Origin of the sequence: Streptacidiphilus jiangxiensis (assembly GCF_900109465.1) — a bacterium.
Lineage (GTDB): Bacteria > Actinomycetota > Actinomycetes > Streptomycetales > Streptomycetaceae > Streptacidiphilus > Streptacidiphilus jiangxiensis.
The window spans coordinates 285,864-305,830 of record NZ_FOAZ01000004.1 but is presented as its reverse complement, the minus strand read 5'-3'; the positions used below and the strand labels follow the sequence as shown (position 1 = coordinate 305,830).

17 protein-coding genes and 1 pseudogene are annotated in these 19,967 nt (G+C 71.6%); 7 read left to right on the top strand and 11 right to left on the bottom strand.

Going from position 1 to position 19,967, the window contains the following annotated elements; all coding sequences use genetic code 11:
- Nucleotides 1–17: 17 nt before the first annotated feature.
- On the bottom strand, nucleotides 18–1,190 hold the full coding sequence (locus tag BMY61_RS10285; protein ID WP_042441954.1) for an ROK family transcriptional regulator: 1,173 nt from the start codon (nucleotides 1,188–1,190) through the stop codon (nucleotides 18–20).
- 279 nt (nucleotides 1,191–1,469) lie between these two features.
- Between BMY61_RS10285 and BMY61_RS10280 the strand changes: the two genes are divergently transcribed.
- A complete protein-coding gene (locus BMY61_RS10280; protein WP_042441669.1) occupies nucleotides 1,470–2,102 on the top strand; it encodes a TetR/AcrR family transcriptional regulator in 633 nt (210 codons plus the stop codon).
- A 148-nt stretch (nucleotides 2,103–2,250) separates the two neighbouring features.
- Here BMY61_RS10280 and BMY61_RS10275 read toward each other — a convergent pair whose 3' ends face one another.
- Nucleotides 2,251–3,234: an LLM class flavin-dependent oxidoreductase gene (locus BMY61_RS10275; protein WP_042441671.1), complete on the bottom strand. Its 984-nt coding sequence runs from the start codon at nucleotides 3,232–3,234 to the stop codon at nucleotides 2,251–2,253.
- Between the two features lie 140 nt (nucleotides 3,235–3,374).
- Here BMY61_RS10275 and BMY61_RS10270 point away from each other — a divergent pair, with 140 nt between their 5' ends.
- Nucleotides 3,375–4,610: an aminotransferase-like domain-containing protein gene (locus tag BMY61_RS10270; protein WP_042441674.1), complete on the top strand. Its 1,236-nt coding sequence runs from the start codon at nucleotides 3,375–3,377 to the stop codon at nucleotides 4,608–4,610.
- 10 nt (nucleotides 4,611–4,620) lie between these two features.
- Here BMY61_RS10270 and BMY61_RS10265 read toward each other — a convergent pair whose 3' ends face one another.
- The gene (locus BMY61_RS10265; protein ID WP_042414042.1) at nucleotides 4,621–4,992 is read right to left on the bottom strand and encodes a hypothetical protein; all 372 of its coding nucleotides are present in this window, start codon (nucleotides 4,990–4,992) and stop codon (nucleotides 4,621–4,623) included.
- 154 nt (nucleotides 4,993–5,146) lie between these two features.
- Complete coding sequence (locus BMY61_RS10260; protein ID WP_143094258.1) at nucleotides 5,147–5,386, bottom strand: hypothetical protein; 240 nt, start codon at nucleotides 5,384–5,386, stop codon at nucleotides 5,147–5,149.
- 187 nt (nucleotides 5,387–5,573) lie between these two features.
- On the opposite strand from BMY61_RS10260, the gene BMY61_RS10255 reads away from it, so the two are divergent.
- Complete coding sequence (locus BMY61_RS10255) at nucleotides 5,574–5,795, top strand: hypothetical protein (protein ID WP_042441679.1); 222 nt, start codon at nucleotides 5,574–5,576, stop codon at nucleotides 5,793–5,795.
- A gap of 13 nt (nucleotides 5,796–5,808) precedes the next feature.
- Here the strand turns inward: BMY61_RS10255 and BMY61_RS10250 are convergent, their stop codons facing one another.
- Together BMY61_RS10250 and BMY61_RS10245 are read right to left on the bottom strand one after the other, a co-directional pair.
- Nucleotides 5,809–6,978, bottom strand: coding sequence for an alanine--tRNA ligase-related protein (locus BMY61_RS10250; RefSeq protein ID WP_042441956.1), 1,170 nt, complete (start codon nucleotides 6,976–6,978; stop codon nucleotides 5,809–5,811).
- Between the two features lie 283 nt (nucleotides 6,979–7,261).
- The gene (locus BMY61_RS10245) at nucleotides 7,262–8,875 is read right to left on the bottom strand and encodes an FAD-binding oxidoreductase (protein ID WP_042441682.1); all 1,614 of its coding nucleotides are present in this window, start codon (nucleotides 8,873–8,875) and stop codon (nucleotides 7,262–7,264) included.
- A gap of 65 nt (nucleotides 8,876–8,940) precedes the next feature.
- Between BMY61_RS10245 and BMY61_RS10240 the strand changes: the two genes are divergently transcribed.
- On the top strand, nucleotides 8,941–9,579 hold the full coding sequence (locus BMY61_RS10240) for a TetR/AcrR family transcriptional regulator (RefSeq protein WP_042441684.1): 639 nt from the start codon (nucleotides 8,941–8,943) through the stop codon (nucleotides 9,577–9,579).
- Between the two features lie 134 nt (nucleotides 9,580–9,713).
- Here the strand turns inward: BMY61_RS10240 and BMY61_RS10235 are convergent, their stop codons facing one another.
- Entirely contained in the window at nucleotides 9,714–10,454 is a 741-nt protein-coding gene (locus tag BMY61_RS10235) for a Clp protease N-terminal domain-containing protein (protein ID WP_042441686.1), read from the bottom strand.
- 122 nt (nucleotides 10,455–10,576) lie between these two features.
- Between BMY61_RS10235 and BMY61_RS10230 the strand changes: the two genes are divergently transcribed.
- Nucleotides 10,577–11,149 carry a hypothetical protein gene (locus BMY61_RS10230; protein WP_042441689.1) on the top strand — a complete coding sequence of 191 codons (573 nt, stop codon included), beginning with the start codon at nucleotides 10,577–10,579 and terminating at the stop codon, nucleotides 11,147–11,149.
- 10 nt (nucleotides 11,150–11,159) lie between these two features.
- Here BMY61_RS10230 and acnA read toward each other — a convergent pair whose 3' ends face one another.
- From acnA to BMY61_RS10215, 3 genes are all read right to left on the bottom strand, one after another.
- Entirely contained in the window at nucleotides 11,160–13,868 is a 2,709-nt protein-coding gene (acnA, locus tag BMY61_RS10225) for an aconitate hydratase AcnA (RefSeq protein WP_042441690.1), read from the bottom strand.
- Nucleotides 13,869–14,052: 184 nt separating this feature from the next.
- Nucleotides 14,053–15,501, bottom strand: a complete 1,449-nt coding sequence (locus BMY61_RS10220; RefSeq protein ID WP_236655797.1) for an MFS transporter — start codon at nucleotides 15,499–15,501, stop codon at nucleotides 14,053–14,055.
- A gap of 90 nt (nucleotides 15,502–15,591) precedes the next feature.
- A complete protein-coding gene (locus tag BMY61_RS10215) occupies nucleotides 15,592–16,803 on the bottom strand; it encodes a pyridoxal phosphate-dependent aminotransferase (RefSeq protein ID WP_042441693.1) in 1,212 nt (403 codons plus the stop codon).
- A gap of 108 nt (nucleotides 16,804–16,911) precedes the next feature.
- Between BMY61_RS10215 and BMY61_RS10210 the strand changes: the two are divergent.
- Both BMY61_RS10210 and BMY61_RS10205 read left to right on the top strand, forming a co-directional pair.
- Nucleotides 16,912–17,265 (top strand): annotated as a pseudogene (locus BMY61_RS10210) (winged helix-turn-helix transcriptional regulator); the annotation flags it as partial.
- A 67-nt stretch (nucleotides 17,266–17,332) separates the two neighbouring features.
- Complete coding sequence (locus BMY61_RS10205; RefSeq protein ID WP_236655798.1) at nucleotides 17,333–18,586, top strand: MDR family MFS transporter; 1,254 nt, start codon at nucleotides 17,333–17,335, stop codon at nucleotides 18,584–18,586.
- A gap of 81 nt (nucleotides 18,587–18,667) precedes the next feature.
- Here the strand turns inward: BMY61_RS10205 and BMY61_RS10200 are convergent, their stop codons facing one another.
- Nucleotides 18,668–19,963 carry an ATP-grasp domain-containing protein gene (locus BMY61_RS10200; RefSeq protein WP_042441697.1) on the bottom strand — a complete coding sequence of 432 codons (1,296 nt, stop codon included), beginning with the start codon at nucleotides 19,961–19,963 and terminating at the stop codon, nucleotides 18,668–18,670.
- Between the last annotated feature and the right edge of the window lie 4 nt (nucleotides 19,964–19,967).

Below are 19,967 nucleotides of genomic sequence, written 5' to 3'. Positions count from 1 at the left end.
TTGCCGGAATGCGGACGTCAGGCCGTCGGCAATGCGTTGGAATCACTCATTTCGGACATCACCAACGCCAAGGCTCCAAGGACCTCCGCCCGTCCGCCGAGCGTTCCGGGTACCACGGAGAGCTGCCGCGCGGCGCTCGGGATGGCGTAACGGGCCACCGACTCCCTTATCGGGTCCAGCACCAGGTCCCCGGCTTCGGCCAGGTCGCCGCCGAGGATCACCCGACGCGGGTTGAGCAGGTTGCAGAGGTTGGCGACGCCGGTGCCGATCTGGCGGCCGACGTCCGCGATCACACGGCGGCAGCCCAGATCGCCGCGCTGGGCCAGCTGCACCACCTTGGGCATGGTCAGGTCCACGCCGTGGCTCTGCTGCAGCAGGCCGAGGATGTGCCGGGCGCCGACGAAGGTCTCCAGGCAGCCGCGGTTTCCGCAGCGGCAGACCGGACCGGCCTCGTCGAGCGTGATGTGCCCGATCTCGCCGGCGGTGCCGCCCGGGCCGCGGTAGATCTGCCCGGAGATCACCAGGCCGGCGCCGACGCCGCTGGAGACCTTGATGTAGGCGAGGTCCGACAGGCCGCGCCCGGCGCCCCAGACCAGCTCGCCCAGCGCGCCGAGGTTCGCGTCGTTGTCGACCAGCACCGGCATGCCGAGGCGCCGCGAGAGCTCCTTGGCCGGGGCGATGCCCGTCCAGCCCGGCAGGATCGCGGTCGATCCGAGCGCGCCGGTCTCCACGTCGATCGGGCCCGGCACGCCGAGGCCGACGCCGATGACCTTCTCCGCCGGAAAGCCGGTCTGCTCCAGCAGTCGGGCCACCAACTGCTCGGTGCGTCCGAACCCCTGGTCGGCGGAGGCGTCGGTGTCGATCGGCTCGCTCTCCTCGGCGAGCACGCGGTGCGCGAGGTTGCCGATCGCCACCCGCAGGTGGGAGTGGCCGAAGTCGACACCGACGACGATGCCCGCGTCCGCGCTGAGCGAGACGCTGCGGGCGCGGCGCCCGCCGGAGGAGGTGGGCGTGACGACGACCGTCCCGGCCTCGCTGAGCTCGCGGACGATGTTGGAGACCGTCGCGGCGGAGAGCCCCGTGCTCCGCGCGATCTCGGCCTGGGTCAGCGATCCGGCCATCCGGACCGCCCGGAGCACACGCTCCAGGTTGGCCCTGTGCAGCGACGACTGTGAACCCGGCGTTTCCACGGACATGATCGTTTCCATCCTGCGGGCCTTGGTTTCGGCCTTGAATACAACTTCTGAACTTCAAGCAGAGCCAATGGGGTGATCTCATGTCAAGGCTGAACGGAAACTGATACGCCAAACGTTGCCGAATCGCGGCCGGGCACGGCCACCCTCCCCTTGCCACAGGCGAAGGCAGTCCCTGTGTTCAGGTGCCACCCCTGCGGCAGTGGACAGACGAACATGAGAACTGCTCACGTAAGGGGCTCGCCAAGCCCGCTTTCGATCGGGCACAGTGGCACCATGCACGTACCCGCTCCCAGCCCGGGCACCGTCCGCCGCCGACCCGTGCAGCGGCGCAGCCAGGAGCGCTTCGACCGGATCCTCGACGTCAGCGCGCAGCTGCTCGACGAGGTCGGCTACATGGCGCTGACCACCAAGGAGGTCGCCCGCCGGGCGGAGGTGCCGATCGGCACGCTCTACCAGTTCTTCACCGGCGTCGACGGCCTGCTGGGCGCGCTCGCGGAGCGCAATCTCAAGCACTTCATGGACCGGCTCACCCGCCGCATGGAGGCCGAGCAGCCCTCCGACATCACCACCATGGTCGACCTGGCCGTGGAGGAGTACGTCGCGATGCACCGCTCCGTCCCCGGCTTCGGCGTCGTCGACTTCGGCGCGGTGGGCCGCGAGGACCCACGCAGCGTGCACCTGCTGGACGCGGTCCTGGAGAACAACGCGGCCGTCGCCGACCGCCTCTGGGAGCTCCTCGGCGACCTCATCGGCGGCGAGGACCGCGCGGCCGCGCGCATCTCGCTGCACGTCGCCCTGGAATGCGCGGACGCGGTCCTCCGCCTGGCCTTCCGGCAGGACCCGGAGGGCGACCCGGTCCTCATCGCGGAGTGCAAGAAGCTCCTCCGGGGCTACCTGGCGCAGTAGAGGTGGTTGCGCCCTCCAGGAGGCGTAGCCTCCAGGGGCGCGAGGAACTGCGCGAGAAACCACCGGCGTGCGGATGGCCCTGCGCGTTCGGGGCCCTATCTGCCTGGGTGGCTTGTCGCGCAGTTCCTCGCGCCCCTGGGTGGTGCAACTACAGCCTGGGAATCACGCGCTCAGCAAAGAGGCGGAGGCTCTCCCAGCCCGTCTCGACGGGGATGCCCCCGCACATCGGATGCAGCAGCAACGTGCCCATCGGGCCCTCCTCCGCCGCGACGGCCACGCACTCGTCCGGGGTGAGGCAGCAGTAGACCCCCTCCGCTCGCAGCTGCTCGACGGTCAGCGCCTTCGTCGCCACCGCCGAGCGGATGTCCGCGGTCTGCCACGAGGCGTACGTCCGCGCCTCGTGCAGGAAGTGCTCACCCAGCGTCGCCCACGCGCGGTCCGGGTCCTCGGTGCAGTGCACCATGCGGGTGCGCTCCGGCGGCAGCAGGACGAAGCCCTCGTGCCAGTCGGCCGCCTCCGCCAGCGCCGCGTAGTGGTCGACGAGCTCGGGCAGGTACGCCGCGGTGAACAGCGGCAGCCGCAGGCGGACCGCGCGGCGGACCGCCGCCTTGGAGGAGCCGCCGACGATCAGGGGCGGGTGCGGAGTGGTCAGCGGGGGCGGCGTGAGACGCACCCTGCGGCCGCGGTGGTCGAACTCCTCGCCGGTCCAGGCCGCGAGCAGCGCGCCCAGCACCTCGTCCTGGATGCGCCCGCGCTCCTTCCACTCCACGCCCAACAGCTCGTACTCGGCCGGGCGGTAGCCGATCCCGGCGACGGTGGTGACCCGTCCGTCGCTGAGGTGGTCCAGCACCGTCAGCTCCTCCGCCAGGCGCAGCGGGTCGTAGAGGGGGGTGATCAGCGCGCACAGCATCATCGGGATCCGGCGGGTCGCGCCGGCGATCGCCGCGGCGGTCAGGGTCGGGGCGGGGCTCCAGCCGTCGGCGGCGCCGTGGTGCTCCTCGAGGGTGATCAGGTCGAAACCGCGCTCCTCCGCGAACACGGCCATCTCGACGGTGGCGTGGTAGCGGGCGGCGACGTCCTTGCGGTCCAGGCCGGGCGTGACCTGGTTGAAGCGCAGCGTGGTGACCGTCACGGGTTCCGTCCCTCCGAGGCGCCATAGCTGACGATGCGTCAGCTATGCGCATGGGTATCACCGCCCGCGTGAGAGGACAAGCTGCCCGCGATGTGAAATACCGTCGGACGTCCGAGCATTCGTGCTTAAGCTCGCTGCGCATGACGCAGACCGCCACCACCGCAACCGCAACCGCAACCGCCGAGGCAGTTGCCGCCGTCCCCGCGCTCGCCGCCCGCGCCGCGGGCGTCGGGGCCTCGCCCGTCCGCGAGATCCTGGCGCTGACCGCACGCCCCGAGGTGATCTCCTTCGCCGGCGGCCTGCCCGCCCCCGAACTGTTCGACGCGGCCGGCCTGCGCGCCGCGTACGACGCGGTGCTGCGCGAGACGCCGCGGCATGTGCTGCAGTACTCCACGACGGAGGGCGATCCGGCCCTGCGCGGAACCGTCGCCGCCCGGCTCACCGCGCGCGGACTGCCGACCGACGCGGAGGACCTGCTCGTCACCGGCGGCTCGCAGCAGGGCCTGTCGCTGCTGGCCACCGCACTGCTGGAGCCGGGCGACACGGTGCTCGTCGAGGACCCCACCTACCTGGCCGCGTTGCAGGTCTTCGGCTTCGCCGGAGCGCGGGTCGTCCCAGTGCCGAGCGACGCGGACGGCATCCTGCCGGACGCGCTCGACGCGCTGGTGGCGTCGGAGCGGCCCAAACTGCTCTACCTGATCCCGACCTTCCAGAACCCGACCGGCCGCACCCTCCGGGCGGAGCGCCGCGCCGAGGTCGCACGGATCGCGGCCCGACGCGGGCTGTGGGTCGTCGAGGACGACCCCTACGGCGAGCTCCGGTACGACGGCGAGACGCTGCCGTGGATCTCCGCCTTCCCGGGCGCGGAGGACCGCACGGTCCTGCTGGGCAGCTTCTCCAAGATCATGGCTCCGGGCCTGCGCCTCGGCTGGCTCCGCGCGCCCGGCGCGCTGCGCCGCGCCTGCGTCATCGCCAAGCAGGCCGCGGACCTGCACAGCTCGACCGTCGACCAGGCGGCGGCCGCCCGCTACCTGGCCGACGCGGATCTGGAGGCCCACCTCGCCACGGTCCGCACGGCCTACCGCGCCCGCCGCGACGCCCTGCTGGCCGGCCTGCCGGACGCCCTCCCGGCGGGCAGCACCTGGAACCATCCCAACGGCGGCATGTTCCTCTGGGTCCGCCTCCCCGACGGCCGCGACGCCACCGCTCTGCTCCGCACCGCCGTCACCCACGACGTCGCCTACGTCCCGGGCGCGCCCTTCTTCGCCACCCATCCGGACCGGGCCACCCTGAGGATGTCCTTCACCACGCACACCCCCGCCGAGATCACCGAGGGCCTGCGCCGCCTCTCCCGCGCCTTCGCCCAGGGGGCGTAGCGGGTTCCGGCTACAGCTTCGGCACCCAGCGCACGCCGGAGAGGGCGTCCTCCACCAGCTGCACCTGCCGCGCCAGGACGCTGAGGCGGGCGCCCTCCTCCGCATAGGCGCGGAGGCGCTCCTCGATGGCGTGGGGCTCGAAGTGGTCGGCGAGCTCCACCCGGGCGCGGGAGTACGCGCTGCGGGCGACCTGGAGCGAGCCGTCGGTGAGGTAGCGGACGTCGCGGGCGAGCATCAGTGGGTGCTTGTAGAGCACGTGGTAGCGGCGCCACTCGCCCGGCACCTGGTCGTAGAGCCACCGTCGGGCGGACTCCTCCCAGCCGGGGCTGCCAGGGGGCTGGACGCGTTCCGGCCAGCCGGGCGGGACGGGCGAGGTGTTCACCCCACCAGTATAGGAACATATTTTCGATTTTCGAGCGACGCCGACAGGATCGGGGGTACCGCGGGGCGCTCCGCCCCAGGCGTGGGCTGCACCGCGCCACCAGGCGGAACGACGGCAGAGCAGGCATGGCACGCGCAGGAACCGGCACCCGGGCTCACGGGAGGAGGAGCCGGGCGAGCGCGAAGCAGACCAGATAGGCGCCCGCGACGGAGAAGAGCACAGCCAGACGTGCTCTTCTGCCGCGGCGGCCCGACTCGAAGCACCAGACCAGCGTGCCCACGGACAGCAGCATCACCACTGCGCCGACGCCGAGCCCCGGCCAGGACGGCTTCGGCCCCGGACCGTCCGACATGCCGGCCATGAGGAACAGCAGGGCTCCAAAGCCCCCGCCCATCAGGAGCAGGACAACCGAACACACCATCACCAGGCGAACCGGCCAGGAGACTTGCCCCGGCCCGTGGTGTGTCGGACTTCCCATCCGTCTCCCCCTCCGTCAGGCAGGTGACTACCACAGCGAGCCGCCCATCGGAACAGCGGCGACGGACGCGCTCAGGCCGTGGCGCTTGTCACAGGGAACTCCCATGGCCTCCTGGCGCCTTCTCGGCCTGTCCGCCGCGCTCGCCCGCGGCTGCGCGGACAGCCCGGACGCACGGGCGCTCCGAGCCGTCCGCGCAGGGAACACGCTGCTGGTCACCTTCTACGGGGACAACGGCCCGTGCCGCGCCTCCGGCTACACCTTCGACGACACCAGCGGCGCCAACAGCCTCGTCAACGGCAACTCCATGAAGGCCTGGAACGGCTGACGACGGGCGCAGGTCACTCCTGGCGCAGGCTCAGGACGAGCTCGCGCGGCAGGCCGTGGGTGTCGTGGAGGTGGTGGAAGTCCTCCTCGCCCAACGGGCCGCGGAAGCGCGGGCGGGAGAGGATGCGCCGCCCGCGCTCCAGCAGGGAGACGAAGCGGCGCTCCTCCTCCCGCAGCACGCCGAGGACGACGCCCGGGTCGACGTCCTGGCGGAAGCGGTCCAGGGTGTGCCGGACCAGCTCCTCGGGCAGGTCGCCCAGCGTGCGGGAGGGGTGCTCGCGCCACAGGACGGTGAGCACGCGGCGCACCAGGCGGCGCAGCACGTAGCCGCGGCCGGTGTTGGACGGGCGCACGCCGTCGCCGATCACCACGACGGACGAGCGCAGGTGGTCGCCGACGAGCCGCAGCGAGGAGTCGTCGCCCAGCGGCCACAGCGGCGGCAGGAGCCGGCGCCACGGGTCGAAGACGTCGCAGTCGAAGACCGAGCGGCGCCCCTGGAGCAGCGAGGAGAGCCGTTCGAGACCGAGGCCGGTGTCGACGTTCCGCTGCGGCAGCGGTACCAGCGATCCGTCGTCGAGGCGTCGGTGGCGCATCATCACGTGGTTCCAGATCTCCACCCACCGCTCGTCGCCGGTCGGCGTGGACTGCGGCGGGCCGTCGCCCGTCCACAGGAAGATCTCGGAGTCCGGCCCGCAGGGGCCGGTCGGCCCGTTCGACCACCAGTTGTCCTCCACGGTGAGCTCGACGGGGACGCCGAGCCCCTGCCACAGCTCAAGGGAGCCGGTGTCCGGGCCGGTCTGCTCGTCGCCGCCGAAGACGGTGGCATGGAGCAGGCGCGGGTCGATGCCGAAGCCCTCGGTGAGCAGCCCGTAGCCCCAGTCGAGGCTCTGCGGCCCCTCGTAGTCGCCGAGCGACCAGCTGCCGAGCATCTCGAAGACGGTGAGGTGGGTGCGGTCGCCGACCTCGTCGAGGTCGGTGGTGCGCAGGCAGCGCTGGACGTTGACCAGGCGGCGGCCGAGCGGGTGCGGGCGGCCCTCCAGGTAGGGGGTGAGCGGATGCATGCCCGAGGTGGTGAACAGCACCGGGTCCCCGGGCGGCGGCAGCAGCGTCGAGCCGGTGATCCGGCGGTGGCCGCGGCCCTCGTAGTACTCGACGAACCTGCGGACGATCTCGTCGGTGGTCATGTCGGTGGTCATGGTGTTCATGGCGGGTCCTTTCACGTACGGCAGCGGGAGGCGCCGGGGAAAGGCCTGCACGGGCGTCGAAGAACTCGAAGCCACGGGGGTGAACGCGAGAAACCCTCGGCAGACCGTTCCCGGTCGCCGAGGGTGTGGAGTGACTGGACGTCAGGCGGCGGCAACCGGCGAGCTGGTCGCTCGCGCGGTCGCGGTGGTGGTTCGGCCCATGACGTTCACAACCCGAAGCTATCCCCGTGCGATGTCGCACGTCACCTGGTTTTTCGGGGTCTCAGTCGAGCAGCACTCCGGGGTTGAGGATGCCGTGCGGGTCCAGCGCGTCCTTCGCCGCGCGCAGGGCGAGGGCGAACGGCTCCGGGCGCTGGCGGTCGTACCCGGGGCGGTGGTCGCGGCCGACGGCGTGGTGGTGGGTGACGGTGGCCCGGTGCCGGTACAGGACCTCGCTCGCGACGGCCTTGATCTCGTCCCAGACCTCGACCTCGCCGCCGGGGCGGCCGGCGACGAGCACGGTGAAGTAGGGGGCGGCGCCGTCGGGATAGACGTGGGTCAGTCGGCAGTTGATCGTGGCCGGGTGTCCGGTGGCCTTCACGGCTGCGGCGCCCACCTCGGTGCGGACCTCGTCGATCAGGGCGGGGATCCGGTCCCAGGTGGCGGCCGTCTCGAAGGTCTCGACGACGGCACCCATCCGGGCCAGGCCGTCGCGCAGGTAGGGCATCCGCAGGAACGCCGAACGCCAGGCGCCGACGGCGGAATCGGCGGCGTCGGCCTCACGGGACGTGTCGCCGTCGGACGTGCCCCCGTGGGCGCGGGCCAGCTCCAGCGCGGTCGCGAGGCGGTCGCCGACCGGAGCGGTGGCGGACTCGAAGCCCAGCACCAGGACACTCGACCCGTCCCGCGACGCGCCGGACAGCGCGGCCTCACCGGGGTCCAGCAGACGGCAGTTGGCGGGTGCGAGGTCGGACTGCGCGATCTCCCGGACGGCGTCCAACGCGCGCCGGAAGTCGGTGAAGGCCACGGACGCGGACGCCTTGTGCCGGGGGCGCTCCTGCAGGCGCATCCACGCCTCGGTGATGACGCCGAGCGTCCCCTCCGAGCCGAGGAAGAGCCGGTCGGGCGACGGCCCGGCGCCGGACCCCGGCAGCCGCCAGGACTCGCTCACGCCGGCCGGGGTGACCACCCGCATCGACTGGACGAAGTCGTCGACATGGGTGCGGCCGGTGGCGTAGTGACCGCCGGCGCGGGTGGCGAGCCAGCCGCCGAGGGTCGAGAACTCGAAGCTCTGCGGGAAGTGGCGCAGGGTCAGGCCGTGGGGCCGGAGCTGCCCCTCCAGGACGGGACCGAGCGCGCCGGCTTGGATCCGGGCCGCACGGCTGGTGACGTCGATCTCCACCACCCGGTCCATCGCGGTCAGGTCCAGGGACAGCACGGCGCGGTGGGCGTCGCCGCGGTACTCCACGCCGCCGACCACGGAGGACCCGCCACCGAACGGGATCACGGCCACCCCCTGCCCGCCGGCCCAGTCGAGCAGGTCGGCGACGTCCTGGTCGCCGGCCGGACGGGCGACCAGGTCGGGGATCCGGCCCGGCCGCCCGCGCAGGGCGCGGACGACGTCGCGGTAGGCCTTGCCCAGGGCGTGTGCGGCGCGGTCCTCGGGATCGGCGGAGACCAGCTGCGCCAAGGAGGGCGGGGGCGTCACGGCAGGGCTGCCGATGCCCAGGTCGGCGACGCGCGGCACCGGCAGCGGCCGGGCCAGGGTGCCGGGCAGCAGGGCGCCCATGGCGAGGCATTCCGCGTCGTCGGGGTGGGCGTCGGCGTAGCCCCAGCCCCACCAGGAGCGTGTGCGGGAGGAGGTGAGGGGGGCGTCGGGCGAGGTCTCGGGCGGCATGAGGGGGCTCCCAGCGGAGGTCAATTTACCCAGCGGTAAATTACCCTAGGGTAAGATCTGAGCCCATGACAAGCACTGCCTCCAGGGCCGGCACCAAGGGCGTCCCCCGCGCGGATCGCCAACGTCAGGTGCTGGCCGCGGCCACCGAGGAGTTCGGCCGCCACGGATACGACGCCACCACCGTGGCGGCCGTCGCGGCGCGCGTGGGCGTCACCAAGCCACTGGTGCACCAGTACTTCGGCAGCAAGGAGGAGCTCTTCCTCGCCTGCCTGGAGCCGGTCGGCGAACGGCTGCTGGCAGCGATCCGTGCCGCGATGGCGGCGGCCACCGCGCCGACCGCGAAGTCCACGCCCCTGCGCGTCCTGCATGGGCTGTTCACCGAGCTCGAGGGCCAACGCGAGGCGTGGTTCGTCCTCTACGCCGACCCGCTGCCACCGGACAGCGAGGCCGCCCGCCGTGCGGCGCACTACCGCGGCGCCATCGACGCCCTCGCCGCGTCCGGCACCGCCGACCTGCTGCGCGGGGCAGGACTGGACGACCCGCTCGACGCCGACGCGCTCATGTTCGCCTGGCGCGGCCTGACCACCGCCCTGGTCCGCTGGTGGATCCACCACCCCGACCAGTCCCCCGAGGCCATGACGGAGCGCTGCGCCCGCCTCTTCTCCGTCGGCGGCGCCCTCCTCACCGGCGTCGCCGACAGCTGACGGACCGAGCCCCGCCGATAACGGTTCGACCACAGACCTTCCCCTGCCGGGTTACGGAAGGGCAGAATCCGGTAGCCGGATCCGGCCGACTCCGCGCGCCGGGCGCGCAAGCGGGCGCGGCGCGGGCTGACCGCTCACAGCCCCGCCGCGCCGAGGCGCGTCTCGATGGCCTCCAGGCGGTCGAGGACCTGCTGGAGCGCCTGCCCACCGGCGGGCGTCGCGGTCTGGCGGGCCTGGGCGAAACCCGCCAACGCGGAGCCGACGGCTCGGCGGACGGCAGGAGCGTCCAGACCGGCCGCATGCAGGACCTGACCGGCACCGCTCTCGGGCTCGGCCAGCAGCCCGAGCAGCAGGTGCTCGCAGCCGATGTAGTTGTGGCCGAGCTCGATCGACGCCTCCAGCGACGCGGCGATCGCACCGCGGGCCGCCATCGTCATGCCGGCCCAGAAGCCGCCCTCGGTCGCCGCGGCCGTGGGCAGCGACTCCTCGACGGCGATCGCCACCGCCGCCTCGCGCAGCGCGTCGGCGTCCGCGCCGATCACCGGGAGCAGGCGGGTAGCCAGGTTGTCGCCCTCGTCGAGCAGGCCGACCAGCAGCTGCGCCGTGCCGAGCGGACCCTCCCCCGCAGCCTGCCGACCGAGGTCGATCGCGGCGCGGAGCCGGGCGGTCATGCGCTCGCCCAGCCGCCCGGCGAACTCCGGCCGGGAGCCGGGGTCGAAGCCGGGGTCGCGCAGGGCGGCGACGCCCTTACGGGCGACGGTCACCACCTGCACCGCGTCGGCCAGCGCCTTCTGGCACACGGCCGAGACGGGGATCCCGGCCGCCTTCACCGCGGCGGCGAGGTCGTCGGGCAGATACACGTTGATCTTGGGCATGCGGGCCTCCGACGGATGCTCCGAGCATCTATAACCCCCTTAGGGTTACATGCAGGGTTATAACCGTCAACGACTTGGGCGGAGCACAATCCGAGCGCGGACACAGTCGAACGGGGGCGACGATGACCGGTACGGGCGGCGGCGTGATCATGCTCGTCGGAGGTGGCCTGATGGGCACCTTCGGCGCACTGCTCTTCGCGAACCGCAACGGCTACACCCAGCAGTACGTCGAGGACCAGCGGCTGTGGACGCGCGACCAGCCGGTCTCGGAGGTCCGGGTCGCGTTGATGCGTGTGATGGGTCTGCTCCTCGCGGTGGCCGGCGCGGGTGTCTTCGTCGCCGGGCTGGTGCTGACCATCCGCGGGCAGGGGCACCTGCTGCTGCGGCAGGAGGCTTCCCCGCTGTGGACGCGCGTTCCGCCGCTGATCATCACGGCGAGTGCACTCGGGCAGCTCGTCCAGGCCCACCGGCGGCGCGAGGCGCCGTGGACAGGCCGGCGCTGGGCCTCGGCCACGGTCCTGGCCGTGGGGGCCGTGGGCTTCGCCCTCGCCTGCTGGTGGGGATACATCGCGGTGGCCGTCGTGGTCATCGCGGTCACGCTCGTCGCGTTCTTCCTGCTCAGCCGCGCGGCGCGAACAGCAGAGCGGCCCCGCTCCCCCGAAGACGAAGGGGAGCAGGGCCGCTCGGAGAGCTAGCGGGCGCCGATTACTTGATCAGCGAGCGCAGCACGTACTGCAGGATGCCGCCGTTGCGGTAGTAGTCCGCCTCGCCGGGGGTGTCGATCCGGACCTTGGCGTCGAAGGAGACGCCGGAGTCCGTGGTGACCTTGACGGTCTTCGGGGTGCGGCCCTCGTTCAGCTCGGTCACGCCGGTGAAGGAGAAGGTCTCCTCGCCGGTCAGGCCGAGGGAGTCGGCCGTCTGGCCCTCCGGGAACTGCAGCGGGAGGACGCCCATGCCGATCAGGTTCGAGCGGTGGATGCGCTCGTAGGACTCGGCGATGACGGCCTTGACGCCGAGCAGCGCGGTGCCCTTGGCCGCCCAGTCGCGGGACGAGCCGGAGCCGTACTCCTTGCCGGCCAGGACGACGAGCGGGGTGCCCGCGGCCTGGTAGTTCTGCGAGGCGTCGTAGATGAACGACACCGGGCCGTCGGCCTGGGTGAAGTCGCGGGTGTAGCCGCCCTCGGTGCCGGCCGCGATCTGGTTGCGCAGACGGATGTTGGCGAAGGTGCCGCGGATCATGACCTCGTGGTTGCCACGGCGCGAGCCGTAGGAGTTGAAGTCACGCTTCTCGACGCCGTGGGCCTTGAGGTACTCGGCGGCCGGGGTGCCGTCCTTGATGTTGCCGGCCGGGGAGATGTGGTCGGTGGTGACCGAGTCGCCCAGCTTGGCCAGGACGCGGGCACCGGTGATGTCGGTGACCGGAGCCGGCTCGTGCGCCATGCCCTCGAAGTACGGGGGCTTGCGGACGTAGGTGGACTCGGCGTCCCACTCGAAGGTGTTGCCGGTCGGCACCTGCAGGGACTGCCAGCGGTGGTCGCCCGCGAAGACGTCCGCGTAGTCCTTGGTGAACATGTCCTGGTCGATCGAGGTCGCGATGACGTCGGCGACCTCCTGCTCGGTCGGCCAGATGTCGTGCAGGTAGACCGGGTTGCCCTCGGCGTCGGCACCCAGCGCGTCACGGGTGATGTCGACGTTCATGTTGCCCGCGATGGCGTAGGCGACCACCAGCGGCGGCGAGGCCAGGTAGTTCATCTTGACGTCGGGGTTGATCCGGCCCTCGAAGTTGCGGTTGCCGGAGAGCACCGAGACGACGGCCAGGTCGTGGTCGTTGACGGTCTTGGAGACCTCCTCGGGCAGCGGGCCCGAGTTGCCGATGCAGGTCACGCAGCCGTAGCCGACCAGGTTGAAGCCCAGCTTCTCCATGTAGGGGAGGAGGCCGGCCTTCTCGTAGTAGTCCATGACGACCTTGGAGCCCGGCGCCAGCGTGGTCTTGACCCACGGCTTGACGGTCAGGCCCTTCTCCACGGCCTTCTTGGCCAGCAGGGCGGCGCCCAGCATGACCGAGGGGTTGGAGGTGTTGGTGCAGGAGGTGATCGAGGCGATCACGACGGCGCCGTTGTCGATCTCGTAGGTCGAGCCGTCGGGGGCGGTGACCACGGAGGGGTTGTGGATCCCGTTCGAGGACGCCGGGGCGTCGGAGGCCGGGAAGGACTCCTCGCCGGACTCGTCCGAGGTGGTGATGTAGTCACGCACGGCGGAGCGGAACTTGGTGGCGGCCTCGGCCAGGATCACGCGGTCCTGCGGGCGCTTCGGGCCGGCGATGGACGGCACGACGGTGGCGAGGTCCAGCTCCAGGTACTCGGAGAAGACCGGCTCGACCGCCGGGTTGTGCCAGAGGCCCTGCTCCTTGGCGTACGCCTCGACGAGCGCCAGCTGCTGCTCGCTGCGGCCGGTCAGGCGCAGGTAGTTGATGGTCTCGCCGTCGATCGGGAAGATCGCGCAGGTCGAGCCGAACTCCGGCGACATGTTGCCGAGGGTGGCGCGGTTGGCCAGCGGCACGGAGCCGACGCCGTCACCGTAGAACTCGACGAACTTGCCGACGACGCCGTGCTTGCGCAGCATCTCGGTGATGGTGAGCACCAGGTCGGTCGCGGTGGCGCCGTCCGGCAGCGCGCCGGTGAGCTTGAAGCCGACCACGCGCGGGATCAGCATGGAGACCGGCTGGCCCAGCATCGCGGCCTCGGCCTCGATGCCGCCGACGCCCCAGCCCAGCACGCCCAGGCCGTTGACCATGGTGGTGTGCGAGTCGGTGCCGACGCAGGTGTCGGGGTAGGCCTGGCCGTTGCGGACCATGACGGTGCGGGCCAGGTACTCGATGTTGACCTGGTGCACGATGCCGGTGCCCGGCGGGACGACCTTGAACTCGTCGAACGCGGTCTGGCCCCAGCGCAGGAACTGGTAGCGCTCCTTGTTGCGGCCGTACTCGATCTCGACGTTCTGGGTGAACGCGTCCTTGGTGCCGAACTTGTCGGCGATGACCGAGTGGTCGATGACCATCTCGGCCGGGGCCAGCGGGTTGATCCGGGAGGGGTCGCCGCCGAGCTCCTTGACGGCCTCACGCATGGTGGCGAGGTCGACGACACAGGGCACGCCGGTGAAGTCCTGCATGATCACGCGGGCCGGGGTGAACTGGATCTCCTCGGAGGGCTCCGCGTTCGGGTCCCAGCCGCCGAGCGCCCGGATGTGGTCGGCGGTGATGTTCGCGCCGTCCTCGGTGCGGAGCAGGTTCTCCAGGAGGATCTTCAGGCTGTAGGGAAGGCGGGCGGCGCCCTCGACCTTGTCGAGCTTGAAGATCTCGTACGACTCGTCGCCCACCTGCAGTGCGCTGCGGGCGTCGAAGCTGTTCGCGGACACGACTTCTCCCTGTGTTCTGGGTCTTCCGGGCGCGCTGCTCACGCGATCCAGGTCGAGTGTAGCGGCAGATATCTTGATGTCGAGATAACACCCTAGTACACGCCGGTGAATCACGCGAAACCGGGAGGCCCGGCCTCCCGCGACAGGTCGCGAGCGGCCGGGCCACCCGATGGGGAGAGCCTCGTCAGCCGACCAGAACCGGCTGGTCGACGGTGTCCGCCGCGCCGCCGGCGACGGCCTCGACGCTCTGTCCGCCGCGGTTCGGCAGGGCGGCCAGCAGCACCGTGACGACGGCGAGCGCGCCGACCATCCAGAACATCGCGTGCCCGAAGGAGCGGACCACCGTCGAGCCGGTGAAGGCCACCGAGACCAGCGCCAGACCGAACGCGTTGCCGAGCTGGTTGGTGGTGTTGATCAGGCCGGAGGCCGAGCCCGCGTGCTGCTTCGGGACCTCGGACAGCACCGCGTCGGTCAGCGGGGAGAAGACCATGCCCATCCCGGCGCCCATGACCAGCAGCGGCAGCGCCATCTGCCAGGAGTGGACGCCCTGGCCGTAGCGGTAGGCCTCGCCGACGTAGATCAGTGCGCCCGCGGCCGTGGTCAGCGCGCCGAGCTGGAGCACCCGGCGGCTGCCCAGGCGCGGCACCAGCAGCTGGACCGACATCCCGGCGGCCGCGGAGCAGGCGACGGTGAACGGCAGGCCCGTGAGGCCGGCGTGCAGCGGGGTCCAGCCGAGGCCGATCTGCATGTAGAGCGTCCAGACCAGGAAGAAGATGCCGCAGCCGATGCCGAAGACCAGCTGCACGCCGATGCCGGCGGCGAAGCTGCGCGCCTTGAACAGGCCGAGCTCGACCAGCGGGGAGCCGTCCTTGGCGCCCTTGAACCGCTCGTACCGGACGAAGCCGCCGAGCGTCGCCACACCCGCCGCCATCAGCGCCCAGCCCCACACCGGCCAGCCGTTCTCGCGACCCTGGACCAGCGGGTACATCACCATCAGCAGACCGGCCGTGGCCAGCGCGACGCCGACCAGGTCCAGCTTGAGCGCCTGCGGGGCCTTCGACTCGTCGATGAAGCGACGGCCGAGCACCAGGCCGGCGATGCCGAAGGGCAGGTTGATCAGGAAGATCGGGCGCCACTCCAGGCCGAAGACGTTCCAGGTGGTCAGCAGCGCGCCGAGGAGCGGACCGGTGACGGCGGCCAGGCCGATGATCGCGCCGAACATCCCGAAGACCTTGCCGCGCTCCTCCCCGGAGAAGGTGGCGTGGATGATCGACAGCACCTGCGGCACCATCAGCGCCGCCGTCGCGCCCTGCAGCATCCGGGTGGCGACCAGCATCTCCGGGTTGGCGGCCAGCCCGCACAGCAGGGAGGCGGCGGTGAAGCCGGCGGTGCCGAGCAGGAAGACCCGCTTGCGGCCGTAGATGTCGCCCAGGCGCCCGCCGGTGATCAGACCGACCGCGAAGGCGAGCGCGTACCCGGCGGTGATCCACTGGATCGCACTGAACCCGGCGCCGGTGTCGCGTTGGATGCTCGGAATGGCGATGTTGACGATCGTCGCGTCGACCAGATCCATGAAGCTCGCCGTCATGACGACGGCGAGGGCGATCCAACGCCTGCGGTCGGTGGTGCTCATCTCTTCTCTCCTGCCCCTTGCTGCTGCGCTCTCCCTGACAGGAACCACGCTATGAGGCATGTAGGACGGCCTATGTCCTACAGGAGCGGACTACTGGCGGTACGTGGCGAGGAACCGGCCGATGCGGTTGACGGCGGTCTCCAGTTCGTCGGCCCGGGGCAGCGTGACGAAGCGGAAGTGGTCCGGAGCCGGCCAGTTGAAGCCGGTGCCCTGGACGATGTGGATCTTCTCGCGGAGCAGCAGGTCCAGCACGAAGCGCTCGTCGTCGACGATCTTGTGGACGGCCGGGTCGAGCTTGGCGAACGCGTAGAGCGCGCCCTTGGGCTTGACGCAGCTCACGCCCGGGATGTCGTTGAGGGTCCGCCAGGCGATGTCGCGCTGCTCGGTCAGCCTCCCGTTCGGCAGCGTGAGGTCGTGGATCGACTGGTGCCCGCCGAGCGCGGCCTGCACCGCGTACTGCGCCGGGACGTTCGGGCACAGCCGCATGGCGGCCAGCATGGTGAGGCCCTCCAGGTAGTCCCGGGCCTGTTCCTTGGGCCCCGAGACGACCAGCCAGCCGCTGCGGAAGCCGGCCACCCGGTAGGCCTTGGACAGGCCGTTGAAGGTCAGCGTCACCACGTCGTCGGCCAGCGCGGCCAGGCAGTGGTGCTCGACACCGTCGTAGAGGATCTTGTCGTAGATCTCGTCGGCGAACACCATCAGGCCGTGGCGGCGGGCGAGTTCGAGGATGCCCTGAAGGAGCTCCTTCGAGTAGACCGCGCCGGTCGGGTTGTTGGGGTTGATGACGACGACGGCCTTGGTGCGGTCGGTGATCTTCGCGGCGATGTCGGCGAGGTCGGGGTACCAGTCGGCCTCCTCGTCGCACATGTAGTGCACGGCCTTGCCCCCGGCGAGGCGCACCACGGCCGTCCACAGCGGGAAGTCGGGCGCGGGCACCAGCACCTCGTCGCCGTCGTCCACCAGCGCCTGCACGGCCATCTGGATCAGCTCGGACGCGCCGTTGCCGAGATAGACGTCGTCGACGCCGACGCCCGCGACGCCGCGCTGCTGGTAGTACTGCACGACCGCGCGCCGGGCGGGCAGGATGCCGCGGGAGTCGCTGTAGCCGTGCGCGTTGGGGAGGTTGCGAATGATGTCCTGGAGGATCTCCTCCGGCGCCTCGAAACCGAACGGCGCGGGGTTGCCCGTGTTCAGGCGCAGCACGCTGTGGCCGGCCTCCTCGAGCGCGTTGGCCTGGTCGACCACCGGGCCACGGATCTCGTAGCACACGTCCTTCAGCTTGCTGGACTGCCGAAACTCCATCTGCGGCCTCCCGACCGTCACTCCTGCTGCGGACCCGAACCGACGCGACTGCTTTGTTCTACCAAGCTCGCACTTTGAAAGTCCAACCTTTTGGCTATGCTGACGCCCATGTCACGCCGAAGCTACGACCAGTACTGCGCCGTCGCCCGCGCCCTGGACGCGGTGGGAGAGCGCTGGAGCCTCCTGATCGTCCGTGAACTCCTGCGCGGCGCAAGGCGCTACACCGACCTGCACGCGGATCTGCCGGGCGTCTCCACCGACATCCTCGCCACGCGGCTCAAGCAGCTGGAGGCCGAGGGCGTGGTCACGCGCCGGCGGCTGGAGCCGCCCGCGAGCGCGACGGTCTACGAGCTGACCGAACGCGGCCTGGCACTGCGCCAGGTCGTCGAGGCCCTCGCCGGCTGGGGGCTGGACAGCATGGGCGAGCAGCGACCGACGGACGCCGTCCGGGCGCACTGGTTCACCGGGCAGCCCGTCTCGTAAGATCCACTCACCTGCACCATGGTTCTGACGGGGTGGTCTTGTGCAGATGCGAGCAGTGGCACGAGCGCGGTCGGCGGCCGCGGCGACCTTCGGCGGACTGCCCGGCGACTTCTGGTGGCTCTGGACGGCCCAACTGGTCAACCGCGCCGGCGGCTTCGTGATGCCGCTGCTCGCCTACTACGTCACCGGCGAGCTGCACCGCGGCACCGTCCTCGCCGGCGCCGTCGTCTCGGCGATCGGCATCGGGTCGCTCGTCTCCGGGCCCTTCGGCGGAGTGCTGGCCGACCGCCTCGGGCACAAGCCGACGCTGGTGGGCGCCCAGGTCGCCACCGCGACCTGCATGGTCGCCCTCGCGTACGGCCGTTCGCCCTGGGCGCTGCTGCTCGGCGGCTTCGCCGTCGGCCTGGCCAACAACGCGACGCGGCCCGCGAACAACGCGCTCATCGCCGAGGTCATCCCCGAGCCGGACCGGGCCAGGGCCTACTCGCTCAACTTCTGGGCGATCAACATCGGTTACTCCGTCGCCATGTTCTCGGTCGGCCTGGTCACCCTCACCGGGTACACCGCCCTGTTCTGGCTGGACGCCGGCACCACCGTGCTCAGTGCCGTGCTGATCGCCACCCGGGTCGCCGGCCCGCAGCGGGCCGCAGCAGCGGCGGACGAGGCCGCGGCGGGCCAGGGGATGGGGGCCGTGCTCCGCGACCGGACGTTCGTGGCGTTCGTCGTCGCCGGCTTCCTGGTGCTCACCATCCTCGCGCAGGCCGACAGCGGTCTGCCGATCTCCATGGGTGTGGACGGGTTCTCCCCCAGCGCCTTCGGACGCGTGGTCGCGCTCAACGGGATCGTGGTCGCCCTCGCCCAACTGCCGCTCACCCGGCTCTACCGGAAGTTCCCCGAATCCCGCGTGCTGGCCGCCTCGTCGGCGGTGATCGGGATCGGCTACGCGGTACTGCTGCTCGGGCACTCGGCCGGGGTCTACGCGCTCTCGGTCGTGGTGTGGACGCTGGGCGAGATCGGCAACACGCCGACCGGCTTCGCGCTCGTGGCGCGGCTCTCCCCCGACCACCTGCGCGGCCGGTACCAGGGCCTGTACCAGGTCGCCTGGACGGGCTCGGCGGTGCTGGCACCGCTGCTCGGCGGATCGGTGATCCACGCCTGGGGCGCGGCGCCGCTCTGGACCGGCTGCCTCGTCGCCGGCCTGGTCGCCGGCGCGGCCCAACTGCGTATCGGCACGGCACTGGACCGGCGGGTCGCCGCCTCGGCAGCGGCCCAGCCGGAGTCCGCGTCGGCTCCGGTCTGATTCCCTCCGGGGCAGACAGGTGCGGCCCGGCGTCCGCAAGCCGCGGTGACGCCGGGCCGCACCTGCGCGGCAGACCGGGGGTCAGCCCCCCTCGATCACCAACTCGACCCGGTCCGTGAAGGTGTGCGCCTCACGGTCCGGCTCCGCCTCCCAGGGGAGGTCGACGACCACGGACGCCGAGCGCCCGTAGGAGTCGTTCAGCGCCCCGAGCTCGGTGCCGCGCGGAACGCCGACCATGACCGACACGGCACGGGCCGGAGCCTGCGGGTCCGCCGACGGCACCGCGATCGGCCAGAAGGCGTCCTCAGAGATCCACGACACCGGCGCCTCCGCGCAGGTGACGTCCACCAGCCGGCCGGGGCGGTGCTCGGTGAAGCGCTGCAGCGCCCGCCGCGTCGGCGCCGGGTAGTCCGGCCGCACCCCGAGCGCGAGGTCGACGATGGCCGGCTCCAACGGCAGACCGGTGGCGAGGTTCCAGAGCATGGTGATCGCGTCGCCGGGCAGTCGCGCGGCGATCTCCATCAGCACCGGCTGCCCGTCGCGGAGCCGGAACTCCGCGTGGGTGATCCCGCTCTCGAAGCGCAACGCCTTCAGGATGGCCGCGTTCGCCGCCACGAGCGCCTCCGTGTCGGCGGGCGGCAGCTTGGCCGGGCTGGTGTGGCCGATCTCCGTGAAGAAGCGGCCGCTGTCCTCGTTCGTGGTCTTGCCGGTGACGCCGCTCCACAGCAGTTCGCCGCGGTGCACCAGGGCCTCGACGGAGAACTCGGGACCGGTGACGAGCTCCTCGACCAGGATCGTCTCGTCCGGCCCGTACTGGCCCAGCGCGTCCTGCAGCTGCCCGGCGTCGTCGCACCGGACGACACCCGAACTGAACATCCGCCCGGCCGGCTTGACGACGCACGGGTAGACCTCGGAGGCGGCGCGGTGCCGGTCGTGCGGGGCGTAGGCGCGCCACTTCGGTCCGTGGTCCCGCAGCACGACGCGCTGCATGACCTTGTCGCGGCACACCCGGGCCGCCCAGGTCCCGGTGCTGGGCAGGCCCAGCACCTCGGCCAGGACGGCCGTCGCGTCGACGAAGACCTCGCCGGCGCAGATCACGCCGCGCACGTCGTAGTCCGTGATCCAGTCCTGCACGGATGCCAGCACGGCACCGACTGCGGCATCAGGAAGCTGACGGACCTCCGCGATCCGGGACAGCGGATGCCCGCCGTCCCGGATGTGGCCGTCCAGCTTCTCCAGGTCGGTCGACGGTCCGACCACGACCAGCACCGTCAACCCGCGCTCGGCGATGTCGACGATCAGACGGTGCTGACGGGCCAGAGCGGCCAGGTCGCTCATCACGACCAGGGCGGGCCTACGCCCGAGCTGACGGTCCAACGGA